General features: G+C 56.8%; 10 protein-coding genes. 7 read left to right on the top strand and 3 right to left on the bottom strand.

All coding sequences use genetic code 11. From position 1 onward, the window contains the following. Positions 1-177: 177 nt before the first annotated feature. The 3 genes from msrQ to GNG26_RS19775 all read right to left on the bottom strand — a co-directional run bounded on the left by msrQ (position 178) and on the right by GNG26_RS19775 (position 2,831). The gene (gene msrQ / locus GNG26_RS19785) at positions 178-777 is read right to left on the bottom strand and encodes a protein-methionine-sulfoxide reductase heme-binding subunit MsrQ (protein WP_103824966.1); all 600 of its coding nucleotides are present in this window, start codon (positions 775-777) and stop codon (positions 178-180) included. After that, positions 778-1,779, bottom strand: coding sequence for a protein-methionine-sulfoxide reductase catalytic subunit MsrP (msrP, locus tag GNG26_RS19780; RefSeq protein WP_103824965.1), 1,002 nt, complete (start codon positions 1,777-1,779; stop codon positions 778-780). A gap of 77 nt (positions 1,780-1,856) precedes the next feature. After that, entirely contained in the window at positions 1,857-2,831 is a 975-nt protein-coding gene (locus GNG26_RS19775; RefSeq protein ID WP_114316564.1) for an MDR family oxidoreductase, read from the bottom strand. Between the two features lie 183 nt (positions 2,832-3,014). Between GNG26_RS19775 and csrD the strand changes: the two genes are divergently transcribed. The 7 genes from csrD (at position 3,015) to yhdP (ending at position 13,748) form a co-directional block, all read left to right on the top strand. Continuing rightward, positions 3,015-4,955: an RNase E specificity factor CsrD gene (gene csrD, locus GNG26_RS19770; protein ID WP_156239835.1), complete on the top strand. Its 1,941-nt coding sequence runs from the start codon at positions 3,015-3,017 to the stop codon at positions 4,953-4,955. A gap of 280 nt (positions 4,956-5,235) precedes the next feature. After that, positions 5,236-6,279: a rod shape-determining protein MreB gene (mreB, locus tag GNG26_RS19765; RefSeq protein ID WP_000913396.1), complete on the top strand. Its 1,044-nt coding sequence runs from the start codon at positions 5,236-5,238 to the stop codon at positions 6,277-6,279. 62 nt (positions 6,280-6,341) lie between these two features. Further along, complete coding sequence (mreC, locus tag GNG26_RS19760; RefSeq protein ID WP_103177231.1) at positions 6,342-7,358, top strand: rod shape-determining protein MreC; 1,017 nt, start codon at positions 6,342-6,344, stop codon at positions 7,356-7,358. Then, entirely contained in the window at positions 7,358-7,846 is a 489-nt protein-coding gene (mreD, locus tag GNG26_RS19755) for a rod shape-determining protein MreD (RefSeq protein ID WP_103177230.1), read from the top strand. The genes mreC and mreD overlap by 1 nt, the downstream gene beginning before the upstream one ends. A gap of 9 nt (positions 7,847-7,855) precedes the next feature. Then, the gene (locus GNG26_RS19750) at positions 7,856-8,449 is read left to right on the top strand and encodes a nucleoside triphosphate pyrophosphatase (RefSeq protein WP_156239834.1); all 594 of its coding nucleotides are present in this window, start codon (positions 7,856-7,858) and stop codon (positions 8,447-8,449) included. Then, the gene (gene rng, locus GNG26_RS19745) at positions 8,439-9,908 is read left to right on the top strand and encodes a ribonuclease G (RefSeq protein WP_103177228.1); all 1,470 of its coding nucleotides are present in this window, start codon (positions 8,439-8,441) and stop codon (positions 9,906-9,908) included. The genes GNG26_RS19750 and rng overlap by 11 nt, the downstream gene beginning before the upstream one ends. A 42-nt stretch (positions 9,909-9,950) precedes the next feature. Then, positions 9,951-13,748: an AsmA2 domain-containing protein YhdP gene (gene yhdP, locus GNG26_RS19740; protein WP_156239833.1), complete on the top strand. Its 3,798-nt coding sequence runs from the start codon at positions 9,951-9,953 to the stop codon at positions 13,746-13,748. Positions 13,749-13,803 lie beyond the last annotated feature (55 nt).

Here is a 13,803-nt window from a genome sequence, read left to right as displayed (position 1 = left end):
GATTGTCACCCTTTCAGGCCATGAAAAACCCGTCGGGAAAACCAAAGTGGCACATTATAACGATTTCGTAGCATTTGGCAGCTAAATACTGGTCTTATCAGGGAAGATTATCAACAGGATTCGGATAAATACCCGGGAAGGTTAAACGATCTGCGGCAACAGGCACGTTTTCGTGCACTATCGCCACCATTGGCGAAACTTCTTATAACGCCATGCCAGAAGCCCCACTGCCAGCAGCGCATAGATGATGGGCTGTGGCGAGAGAATTTTCACTGACCAAAGGTAGTGGATGGGTGCCAGAATCGCGACAAGATAAACGAAATTATGCAGAAGTTGCCAGCGCCTTCCCAGTTTTCGCTGGGCGAACTGGGTAGAGGTGAGGGTTAACGCCAGTAAAATCACCCAGCTGACGATCCCGAGCGTCAGGTATGGACGAGTCACCAGTTCGCTCCCCAGTAGGGCCAGATTGTTGATGCCCAGTTCCAGTAACGCATAGCTGGTGAGGTGTAACGTCGCCCAGGCGAAGCACCAGAGCCCCAGAAGGCGACGGGTGCGGATCAGCAGCGGCTGTTTTGCATAGCGCGCCAGCGGTGAAACCAGCAGCGTCGCCAGTAAAAACTTCAGTGCGGTCCGGCCGGTAAAGTGCTGGATATCTTTGGCCGGATCGGCGCTAAACCCGCCATGACTGGCGGCCCAGAAAAGCCATATAAAAGGAAGTAACCCTGCAAGATGCAGGGCGACTTTCAGCCAGGTAATCTGTTTTGCCGTCAGACGCACTTAGAAAAACTCCTTTAAATCGAGGCCGCGGTAGAGCGAGGCCACCTGGTCAGCATAGCCGTTAAACAGCAGCGTGGGCTGGCGTTTGACATCCAGCGCGCCGCCTGAGCCTATAAAGCGCTCGGTAGCCTGCGACCAGCGCGGGTGATCGACGTGCGGGTTCACGTTGGCGTAAAAACCGTACTCGTTTGGTGCGGCAAGGTTCCAGGTGGTAGGCGGACGCTCGCGGGTCAGCTTGATGCTGACAATCGATTTGATCCCCTTAAAGCCATATTTCCACGGCACGGTCAGGCGGATGGGGGCGCCGTTTTGCGGCGGCAGGGCTTTACCGTACACGCCGACGGTAAGCAGCGTCAGCGGGTGCATGGCCTCGTCAATGCGCAGCCCTTCCACGTACGGGTAATCGAGTCCGCCGCCGATAAACCGGTCTTTCTGCCCGGGCATGATCTCCGGGGCGTAAAGGGTCTGGAAGGCGACATACTTCGCATTGCTGGTGGGCTCTACCAGCGCCAGCAGTTTATGCAGCGGAAAACCTATCCACGGCACCACCATCGACCAGGCCTCAACGCAGCGCATACGGTAAATTCGCTCTTCCAGCGGAAAACGGTTAGTCAGGTCGTCGTAATCAAGGGTCAAGGGTTTTGCCACTTCGCCGTCGATTTTCAGCGTCCAGGGATTGGTCTTCAGGCTGCCGGCGTTGGCGGCAGGATCGGCTTTATCGAGGCCAAACTCATAGAAGTTGTTATAGCCCGTCACTTTCTCTTCAGGCGTCTTCGCAAGTTGGCTTTGCCACTGGGCAGGCTGGGTAAAGGTGAGCGGTTTTCCGGGTGGCGCTTTTGGGCGATCGTTGCCCTTGAACCAGTCCAGCAGGTCGGCCTGGGCGAGGGGCGAAAGGGTCAGCGCACCAGCGCCGATCCCCAGCATCTTCAGGATCTGGCGGCGCTTGAGCATAAAAACGGATTCCGCGGTGATATCGGCTTCCGTCAGGGGTTTCACTTTCATGGCATCCTCCGTCATGCATTTTTCTAAGCATGACGGAGGAGCGGGGTTAAAGCGAATATGTCACGAAAATTTGAAGATTACGCCAGCTTCACCAGGGTACGGCCCTGGATCTGGTTATTGATGATCTTCGCGGCATACTCTGGCGCCTGTTCAAGGCTAATCTGGGTGGCGCTTTGATCATAGAAGGCGGCCGGCAGATCGCGTACCAGTCGCTCCCAGGCCTGGGCACGGCGCTCTGGCGGAGTCATCACGGAATCGACACCCTGCAGACGGACGTTGCGCAGAATAAACGGCATCACCGTGGTCGGCAGGGCAAAACCGCCCGCCAGGCCGCACGCCGCCACGCAACCGCCGTAGTTCATCTGCGCCAGCACTTTCGCCAGCACTTTGTCGCCCACAGTATCAATGGCTCCGGCCCAGATCTGTTTCTCCAGCGGGCGGGTCTCAGCGAACTCGTCGCGGCCCAGAATGCGGCTCGCGCCCAGGGAACGCAGATAGTCATGGGTACTTTCGCGGCCGGACACCGCCGCCACCTGATAGCCCAGCTTATGCAGCAGGGCAACCGCTGTACTGCCGACGCCGCCGCTGGCGCCCGTCACCACCACTTCACCCGATTCAGGGCGCACTCCGGCCTCTTCCAGCGCCATCACGCAGAGCATGGCGGTAAAACCGGCGGTACCGATAATCATCGCTTTCCGGCCATCCAGCCCTTGTGGCATTGGCACCAGCCAGTCGCCATTGACACGCGCCTGCGCCGCCAGCCCGCCCCAGTGGTTCTCGCCAACGCCCCAACCGGTCAGCAACACCTGCTGGCCGGCATGAAAACGTGGGTCTTCGCTTGAGTGCACACGTCCCGCAAAGTCAATACCTGGAACCATTGGGAAATTACGAATGATTTTTCCGGTGCCCGTAATGGCAAGGGCGTCTTTATAGTTAAGGCTTGACCAGTCGATGTCTACGGTCACGGCCCCTTCAGGCAGACGGCTCTCCTCGATAGATTGCACTGACGCAAGAGTTTTGCCTTCCTGCTGTTCTAAGATCAAAGCCTGCATACGATTCCTTACTCAGCATGATGATTGGAAAAAATTTTTTGAAGACTATACTCGCTCATTGACATGCAATGCCGATTTAACGCAATAAATTGCCAGATACACCGGATTTGGTAGTATGCCGATGCCGTATTGCAAGTTAGTACTTACTTGCTATCCTCACCAACTCACGGAGTAATCTCAAGGATGCGATTATCGACGAAGTTCTCCGCTTTTATCTCCTTGCTTACCGGATTGACCATTTTTGTCACCTTTATCGGCTGCTCGCTCAGTTTTTATAATGCGATTCAGGGGAAGCTGGCGAACCGCGTCCACTCTGTGGCGGCAGTGATTGATTCCCGCCTTGTCAGCACACCCTTTCCAGAACTTTCCCGTCAGCTGGATGAGCTGATGGCCCCGGTGGATATCATGCGGGTGGAGATTAAGCAGGGCGGCAACCTCCTTTTAAGCCACACCGGGCATACGCATTACCGGCAGGTGGGTTCACCTCCGCAACTGCTCGAACTCACCGTCCACTCCCTGAAAAACCCCGGTATAACGATAAGCCTGGTCTATCTGGACCCCATGACCAGTTATTTTCGTTCAATGATGACCACCGCACCGCTGACGGTGGCGGTGATTTTCATCGTGGTGTTGATCTTCCTGGCCGTGCGCTGGCTGCGGCGTCAGCTCGCGGGACAAGAGTTACTGGAGTCGCGCTCCACACGGATCCTCAACGGTGAACGCGGCGCGCAGGTGCGCGGCTCGGTCTATGAGTGGCCCTCACGTACCAGCAGCGCGCTGGACGTTTTGCTGTCCGAAATTCAGTTCGCCAGTGACCAGCGCAGCCGGATAGACACCCTGATCCGATCCTATGCCGCCCAGGACAATAAAACCGGCCTCAATAATCGTCTGTTCTTTGATAATCAGCTGGGCACTTTGCTGGAAGATCAGGAGAACGTGGGCACACATGGGGTGGTGATGATTATCCGTCTGCCGGACTTCGATCTGCTGAAAGATAACTGGGGCCGGGCAGTGGCGGAGGAGCAGCAGTTTACGCTCATTAATATGCTCTCCACCTTTATCATGCGTTACCCCGGCGCGCTGCTGGCACGTTATCACCGCAGTGATTACGCCGTATTGCTGCCGCACCGCACCCTGAAAGAGTCTGAAAGCATTGCCGGGCTGCTGTTGAAATCGGTGGATGCGCTCCCCCCCAGCAAAATGCTCGATCGTGATGATATGGTGCATATCGGCATTTGCGCCTGGCGCGGCGGGCAGACCACCGAACAGGTAATGGAGCATGCGGAAGTCGCTACCCGCAACGCGGTACTTCAGGGGGCGAACGGCTGGGCGGTTTATGATGACTCCCTGCCAGAAAAAGGACGCGGCAACGTTCGCTGGCGAACCTTAATCGAGCAGATGCTTACCCGCGGCGGGCCGCGGATTTATCAAAAACCGGCAGTGTTGACCAGTGGCAAGGTCCATCATCGGGAACTGCTCTGCCGGCTCTTCGATGGCAATGAAGAGGTGGTATCGGCGGAGTTCCTGCCGATGGTCCTGCAGTTTGGCCTCTCTGAAGAGTACGACCGTCAGCAGATATCGCGATTGATGCCATTCTTATCCTACTGGCCTGAAGAGAACCTGGCGCTGCAGGTGACGGTGGAGTCGCTGATCCGCCCGCGTTTCCAGCGCTGGCTGCGCGATCTGCTGATGCAATGTGAAAAATCGCAGCGTAAACGGATTATTTTTGAACTTGCAGAGGCGGATGTTTGTCAACACATCAGTCGGTTACAGCCGGTCGTTCGGCTCATCAACGCATTGGGTCCGCGCGTCGCGGTGACGCAGGCGGGTTTAACGCTGGTCAGCACCAGCTGGATCAAGGCGCTGGAGGTAGAGCTACTGAAGCTGCATCCGGGGCTGGTAAGGAATATCGAAAAGCGCACAGAAAACCAGCTGCTGGTACAGAGCCTAGTGGAAGCGTGCAAAGGAACGCAAACGCGTGTATTTGCTACAGGTGTACGCTCGCGAACGGAATGGCAGACATTGACAGAGCGCGGCGTGACAGGGGGCCAGGGGGATTTTTTCGCGGCCTCTCAGCCTCTTGACAGCAATGTGAAAAAATATTCGCAAAGATACTCTGTTTAACCTGCCGTTTGGTGAGTTTTCACGTAGAATATCGCGCCTGTAGCGTGATGTATGACGAGCAAAAAGACAGTGAACGACCTTTAACGGGTTACAAATGTACGTGAGGAATACTGCTGTTTTCTCAGCCCTGAGGGAGTCAGGCGACGATTTGTAACAAAGGAAACGTGCTGCACTAATTTTCACCGTAGCAGGCGATTTTTGCGCCTTGTCGCTGCTGCGTGTGGTTGGTAAAGTAAGCGGATTTTGTTTTCCGCCCCAGCTTTCAGGATTATCCCTTAGTATGTTGAAAAAATTTCGTGGCATGTTTTCCAATGACCTGTCCATTGACCTGGGTACCGCGAATACCCTCATTTATGTAAAAGGACAAGGCATCGTACTGAATGAGCCTTCAGTTGTGGCCATTCGTCAGGATCGTGCTGGTTCACCGAAAAGCGTAGCGGCTGTAGGCCATGACGCTAAGCAGATGCTTGGCCGTACGCCGGGTAATATCGCTGCCATTCGTCCGATGAAAGACGGCGTTATCGCTGACTTCTTCGTGACCGAGAAAATGCTTCAGCACTTTATCAAGCAAGTGCATAGCAACAGCTTTATGCGTCCGAGTCCACGTGTTCTGGTGTGTGTGCCGGTTGGCGCGACCCAGGTTGAACGTCGTGCTATTCGTGAATCCGCTCAGGGCGCTGGTGCGCGTGAAGTCTTCCTGATTGAAGAACCAATGGCTGCGGCAATCGGCGCGGGTCTGCCGGTTTCCGAAGCAACCGGTTCCATGGTGGTGGATATCGGTGGCGGTACCACTGAAGTGGCCGTTATCTCCCTGAATGGTGTAGTTTACTCCTCCTCCGTACGTATCGGTGGCGACCGCTTTGACGAAGCCATCATCAACTACGTACGCCGTAACTACGGCTCTCTGATCGGTGAAGCCACCGCAGAGCGTATCAAGCACGAAATCGGTTCTGCTTATCCGGGTGATGAAGTTCGCGAGATCGAAGTGCGCGGCCGTAACCTGGCAGAAGGGGTTCCGCGTGGCTTTACCCTGAATTCCAATGAAATCCTCGAGGCGCTGCAGGAGCCGTTAACCGGTATCGTCAGCGCCGTCATGGTTGCCCTCGAGCAGTGCCCGCCGGAACTGGCTTCCGATATCTCCGAGCGCGGTATGGTTCTGACCGGTGGTGGTGCGCTGCTGCGTAACCTCGACCGCCTGTTGATGGAAGAGACAGGAATTCCTGTCGTAGTTGCAGAAGATCCACTGACTTGCGTAGCCCGTGGCGGCGGCAAGGCGCTGGAGATGATCGACATGCACGGCGGCGACTTGTTCAGCGAAGAGTAGTCAGGTGTGAAAGGGTAGCGGATGGCTACCCTTTCTCTCTGACGCGAGAGTACGCATAGCCTATGAAGCCAATTTTTAGCCGTGGCCCGTCGCTACAGTTTCGCCTCATCCTTGGGGTGTTGGTAGCGCTTGGTGTCATTATTGCCGATAGCCGCCTCGGTACGTTCAGCCAGATCAGAACGTACATGGATACCGCCGTCAGTCCTTTCTATTTTGTATCAAATGGTCCCCGTGAATTACTCGACAGCGTCTCGCAAACCCTGTCCTCACGCGATCAACTCGAACTTGAAAACCGCGCGTTACGACAGGAACTGCTGCTGAAAAACAGCGAACTGCTGATGCTGGGCCAGTACAAGCAGGAGAATGCCCGTCTGCGCGAGCTGCTGGGCTCTCCGCTGCGTCAGGATGAGCAGAAGATGGTGACCCAGGTGATCTCCACCGTTAACGATCCGTATAGCGATCAGGTGGTCATCGACAAAGGCAGCGTTAATGGCGTCTACGAAGGCCAACCTGTTATCAGCGATAAAGGCGTCGTCGGCCAGGTGGTGGCTGTTGCCAAGCTTACCAGCCGCGTATTGCTGATTTGCGATGCGACCCATGCGCTGCCGATCCAGGTTCTGCGTAACGACATCCGCGTGATTGCCGCCGGTAACGGCTGTACGGACGATCTGCAACTGGAACATCTGCCGGCGAATACCGATATTCGTGTGGGTGACGTGCTGGTGACCTCCGGTCTCGGCGGACGTTTCCCGGAAGGGTACCCGGTTGGGGTGGTCTCCTCCGTGAAGCTGGATACTCAGCGCGCGTATACTGTGATTCAGGCACGTCCTACCGCGGGCTTGCAGCGTCTGCGCTATCTGCTGCTGTTGTGGGGCGCCGATCGTAACGGTAGTAACCCCATGACGCCGGAAGAGGTGCACCGCGTGGCGAATGAACGTCTGATGCAGATGATGCCGCAGGTTCTGCCTGCGCCAAATTCCATGGGGCCGCCGGCACCAGTCCCTGCGCCGGCGACAGGGCTGACCCAGCCACCGCCTGATGCGCCGCCGCCACCGCAACTCTCTCCGGGAGGGCAATAGTGGCAAGCTACCGTAGCCAGGGACGCTGGGTTATCTGGCTCTCGTTTTTGATCGCGCTGTTGCTGCAAGTCATGCCCTGGCCGGACGACATTCTCGTTTTCCGGCCAAACTGGGTGCTGCTGATTTTGCTCTACTGGATCCTCGCTCTACCGCACCGCGTAAATGTGGGCACAGGTTTTGTGATGGGTGCCATACTGGATCTGATCAGTGGCTCGACGCTTGGCGTACGCGCACTTTCCATGAGTATCATCGCATACCTGGTCGCACTGAAATATCAGCTCTTTCGTAATCTGGCGCTCTGGCAACAGGCGCTGGTGGTGATGTTGTTATCCATGGCCGCGGATATCATTGTTTTCTGGGCAGAGTTTTTAGTGATCAACGTCTCTTTCCGTCCGGAAGTGTTCTGGAGTAGTGTAGTAAACGGTGTGCTCTGGCCATGGTTATTCCTGTTGATGCGTAAGGTCCGCCAGCAATTTGCCGTGCAATAAAAGGTTTCTATGACGTCTTTATATCTCGCTTCCGGCTCCCCGCGCCGTCAGGAGTTGCTCACGCAGTTGGGTCTCTCTTTTGAACGTATCGTTACCGGCATTGAGGAAACACGGGCTGAGGGCGAAAGCGCTCAGCAGTATGTCTCTCGCCTGGCGCGGGAGAAAGCGCAGGCTGGCGTGGCGCAGGTGCCGCGCGATTTACCGGTGCTGGGCGCAGATACCATCGTGATCCTTAACGGTGAAGTCCTCGAGAAACCTCACGACGGCGAGCATGCCTTCAGGATGCTGCGCAAATTGTCCGGACAAACGCATCAGGTGATGACCGCCGTCGCGCTGGCTGATCGTCAGCACGTGCTCGACTGTCTGGTTGTCACCGATGTCACGTTCAGAGTACTCACAGATGAGGATATCGCCGGTTATATCACCAGCGGTGAACCTATGGATAAAGCAGGTGCATACGGTATTCAAGGGTTGGGTGGCTGTTTTGTCAGGAAGATCAATGGCAGCTATCACGCCGTAGTCGGCTTACCGCTGGTGGAAACGTATGAGTTGCTGAGCAATTTTAACTCACTGCGTGAGGGAAGGGATAATTATGACGGCTGAATTGTTGGTAAACGTAACGCCATCGGAAACCCGTGTGGCCTATATTGATGGCGGCATTCTTCAGGAAATCCATATTGAGCGCGAAGCGCGACGCGGAATAGTAGGCAATATCTACAAAGGTCGTGTCAGTCGTGTACTACCGGGTATGCAGGCGGCATTTGTAGATATTGGACTCGATAAAGCGGCATTTTTACACGCCTCAGATATCATGCCGCACACCGAATGCGTGGCGGGTGAAGAGCAAAAACAGTTTACCGTCCGTGATATCTCCGAGCTGGTGCGTCAGGGCCAGGATCTGATGGTGCAGGTGGTGAAAGATCCGCTGGGCACCAAAGGGGCGCGCCTGACCACCGACATCACCTTACCCTCCCGTTATCTGGTCTTTATGCCTGGCGCGTCACACGTTGGCGTCTCTCAGCGTATCGAAAGCGAAAGCGAGCGCGAGCGGCTGAAAAAGGTCGTCAGTGCTTACTGCGATGAGCAGGGCGGCTTTATCATTCGCACAGCCGCAGAGGGGATTAGCGAAGAGGATCTGGCCTCGGATGCGGCCTACCTGAAACGCGTCTGGACCAAAGTGATGGAGCGTAAAAAACGCAACCAGACCCGCTGTCAGCTGTACGGCGAACTAGCGCTGGCCCAGCGCGTCCTGCGTGACTTCGCCGATGCCCAGCTCGATCGCATCCGCGTCGACTCCCGTCTGACCTATGATGCGCTGCTCGAATTCACCGCTGAATACATTCCTGAAATGCCGGGCCTGCTGGAGCACTACACCGGCAAGCAGCCCATCTTCGATCTCTACGACGTTGAGAACGAAATTCAGCGCGCGCTGGAGCGTAAAGTCGAGCTGAAGTCCGGCGGCTATCTGATTATCGATCAGACCGAAGCGATGACCACCGTGGATATCAACACCGGGGCGTTTGTCGGGCATCGCAATCTGGACGACACCATTTTCAACACCAACATTGAAGCGACGCAGGCCATTGCGCGTCAGCTTCGTCTGCGCAATCTGGGTGGCATCATCATCATCGACTTTATCGATATGAGTAACGAAGACCACCGCCGTCGCGTGCTGCATTCGCTGGAGCAGGCGCTGAGTAAAGATCGCGTGAAAACCAGCATTAACGGCTTCTCCCAGCTTGGGCTGGTAGAAATGACCCGCAAGCGCACCCGTGAAAGCGTGGAGCATGTGCTGTGTAACGAGTGCCCAACCTGCCATGGTCGCGGCACGGTGAAGACGGTAGAGACGGTTTGCTACGAGATTATGCGTGAGATCGTGCGCGTGCATCACGCCTACGACTCCGACCGTTTCCTGGTCTATGCTTCTCCTTCGGTGGCGGAAGCCCTGAAAGGGGAAGAGTCACACGCTCTGGCGGAAGTGGAAATCTTTGTCGGCAAACAGGTAAAAGTACAAATCGAGCCGCTCTATAATCCGGAGCAGTTTGACGTGGTGATGATGTAAAACGCAGCGTGCTGCGAGAAAACGGCTGACAAGGAGAGACGCGTGAGGCGATTGCCGGGGATTTTACTGCTTACAGGGGCAACGCTGATAGTGATTGTCGCGCTGCTGGTAAGCGGGCTGCGTCTCGTATTGCCGCATCTGGACAACTGGCGCCCGCAGCTGCTGGCGAAGATCGAATCCGCGACCGGCATGCCCGTCGCGGCCAGCCAGCTCAACGCGAGCTGGCAAAATTTTGGCCCGACCCTGGAAGTGCGCGACATCAACGCGCAGCTAAAAGATGGCGGCCACGTTAAGATTAAGCGTGTGACCCTGGCGCTGGATGTCTGGCAAAGTCTGCTGCATCTGCGCTGGCAGTTTCGCGATCTCACCTTCTATCAGCTGCAATTTCTGACCAACACCCCGCTGCGCAGCGACGATCAAGGCGAAGGCTTCGAAGCCAACCGCATCAGCGATCTCTTCCTGCGCCAGTTCGATCATTTCGATCTGCGCGACAGCGAGATTAGCTTTATCACCCTTTCCGGGCAGCGTGCCGAGCTGGCGATCCCCCAGTTAACCTGGCTCAACGGCAAAGAGCGCCATCGCGCTGAAGGCCAGGTCAGCCTCTCCAGCCTGAACGGACAGCACGGCGTGATGCAGGTGCGTATGGATCTGCGTGACGACAATGGCCTGCTGAATAACGGCAAAGTGTGGATGCAGGCCGACGACGTGGACGTCAAACCCTGGCTGGGAGAGTTGCTGCAGCAGGACATGCAGCTCGAAACCGCACGCTTTAGCATTGAAGGCTGGATGACTCTCACCAACGGCAAGTTCGCCAGCGGCGATCTCTGGCTGAAGCAGGGCGGCGCCACCTGGCCGGGGGAAACGCGTCAGCATCAGCTCTCTGTGGATAATCTCACCGCCCATGTGACCCGTGCCAATGAGGGGTGGCAGTTCGCCATTCCGGATACCCGTATCACCCTGGATGACAAAGCCTGGCCACGTGGGGCGCTGTCGCTGGCCTGGATCCCGGCGCAGGATGTGGGCGGCGTTAACAGTAAACGCAGCGATGAACTGCGCATTCGCGCCAGCAATCTGGAGCTGTCTGGCCTTGAGGGGCTGCGGACCATTGCGGCGAAGCTCTCTCCGGCGCTGGGCGAAGTCTGGCAGGCCACCCAGCCGGTGGGAGCGATCAACGCTCTGGCACTGGATATTCCGCTGCAGGCAACAGAAAAAACCCGCTTCAACATTGCCTGGACCGATCTCGCCTGGAAGCAGTGGGAGATGTTGCCGGGCGCCGAGCATTTTAGCGGCACGCTGGAAGGCAGCATGGAAGATGGCCGTCTGGTAGCCCATATGCGTGATGCTAAAATGCCGTATGAAACGGTTTTCCGCGCACCGCTGGAAATTGAAAAAGGAACCGCCACCCTCCACTGGCTGAAGAACGAGAAGGGTTTCCAGCTTGACGGGCGCGACATCGACGTGAAAGCCAAAGCGGTACATGCCCGGGGTGATTTCCGCTATCTGCAACCGGCGGGCGATGAACCCTGGCTGGGGATCCTGGCGGGCATCAGCACCGACGACGGCTCACAGGCCTGGCGCTATTTTCCTGAAAACCTGATGGGTAAAGCGCTGGTGGACTATTTGAGCGGCGCCATTCAGGGCGGGCAGGCGGACAGCGCCACCCTGGCGTATGGCGGCAACCCGCATCTGTTCCCCTACAAGCACAACGAAGGGCAGTTCCAGGTGCTGGTGCCGTTACGCAACGCCACCTATGCCTTCCAGCCTGGCTGGCCGGCGTTGAAAAACCTCGATATTGAACTCAACTTCATCAATGACGGCTTGTGGATGAAAACCGACGGCGTGGCGTTGGGCGGCGTGAAGGCCAGCAACCTGACGGCGGTGATCCCCGATTATTCAAAAGAAAAATTGCTGATCGACGCCGATATCAACGGGCCTGGAAAAGCCGTTGGGCCCTATTTTGACGAGACGCCGTTAGACGATTCGCTGGGCGCCACGCTCCAGCAGCTCCAGCTGGTTGGCGATGTGAATGCTCGCTTACATCTGGATATCCCGCTGGACGGCACCATGACCACCGCCAAAGGCGACGTCAGGCTGAAAAATAACAGCCTGTTCATCAAGCCGCTGAACAGCACGTTGAAAAACCTGACCGGCCAGTTCAGCTTCGTGAATGGCGATCTGAAAAGCGGGCCGCTGACCGCAAACTGGTTCAGCCAGCCGGTGAAGATGGATTTCTCCACCACCGAGGGCGAGAAAGCCTACCAGGTGGCGGTCAATATGGATGCCAGCTGGCAGCCTTCGCGGATGGATGTGCTGCCCAAAGTGGTCAGCCAGTCCCTTGAAGGCCGTTTACCGTGGAACGGCAAAGTCGCGATCGATTTGCCTTATCGTGGCACCCCGCATTACAAGGTGGACATCAGCGGCGACCTGAAAAGCGTTAGCAGCGATCTGCCTTCGCCCCTGAACAAGCGCGCAGGCGAGCCGCTGCCGGTGAAGCTGAATGTCGACGGGGATCTCAACAGCTTTATCCTGACCGGTAACGCCAGCGGGACAAATCACTTTAACAGCCGCTGGCTGCTGAACCGCAAGCTGACGCTGGATCGCGCCATCTGGACCACCGACAGCCGCACCCTGCCGCCGCTGCCGGAGCAGGCGGGTATAGAGCTCAACCTGCCGCCGATGGATGGGGCAGAATGGCTGGCGCTTTTCCAGCGCGGGGTGGGGCAAAATGTGGATGAAGCGGCGCAGTTCCCGCAACACATCACGGTACGCACGCCAGCGCTGACGCTGGGCGGGCAGCAGTGGAATAACCTGAGTATTGTCTCGCAGCCCACCCTCAACGGTTCGAAAATCGATGCCCAGGGACGGGAGATCAACGCCAGCCTGCTGATGCGTGACACCGCGCCGTGGCAGGCGCAGATCCGCTATCTTTATTACAATCCGGCCTCCGTCACCGCCGGGACAAGCAATAACGTCTCGCCGTTATCCAGTACCTCACGAATCGATTTTAGCGGCTGGCCTGACCTGCAGCTGCGCTGCGCCGAGTGCTGGCTCTGGGGACAGAAGTATGGCCGGATTAATGGTGATTTCACCATCAAGGGCGATACCCTGACCCTGGCGGGCGGGTTGATTGATACCGGCTTCGGGCGCCTGACCGCCAACGGCGAATGGGTGAACGGCGTCCGCGAGAAGCGCACCTCCCTGAAGGGGCAAATTAAGGGCAACAAGCTGGATGCCGCCGCTAACTATTTTGGCGTCACGACCCCGATTCGCGGTTCGTCGTTTGATCTCGATTACGATCTGCACTGGCGCGACATGCCCTGGAAGCCTGACGAAGCCTCGCTGAACGGCATTCTGAAAACGCGGCTGGGGAGAGGTGAAATCGCCGATCTCAGCACCGGCCATGCAGGGCAACTGTTGCGCTTACTCAGTTTCGATGCCCTGCTGCGCAAGCTGCGCTTTGACTTCAACGATACCTTCAATGAAGGCTTCTACTTCGACTCGATCCGCAGCACCGCATGGATCAAAGATGGCGTATTGCACACCGACGACACGCTGGTGGACGGGCTGGAAGCCGATATCGCTATGAAAGGCTCCGTCAATCTGGTGCGTCGTGAGCTGGATATGGAAGCGGTGGTGGCGCCGGAAATTTCCGCCACCGTCGGCGTGGCGGCGGCTTTTGCCGTTAACCCGATTGTCGGCGCGGCCGTGTTTGCCGCCAGCAAAGTGCTGGGGCCGCTGTGGAGCAAAGTCTCTATTCTGCGTTATCACATCACCGGCCCGGTGGATAAACCGCAGATTAATGAAGTGCTGCGTCAGCCACGCAAAGATGCACAGCAATGATTTGACGCGGGCAATTAATTGCCTCACTCTCAATAGATAAGATCTTAGATACGTC

Origin of the sequence: Leclercia sp. J807 (genome assembly GCF_009734465.1) — a bacterium.
Lineage (GTDB): Bacteria > Pseudomonadota > Gammaproteobacteria > Enterobacterales > Enterobacteriaceae > Enterobacter.
Note: the sequence above shows the minus strand (reverse complement) of the source record. Positions and strands in the feature narration are given on the sequence as shown.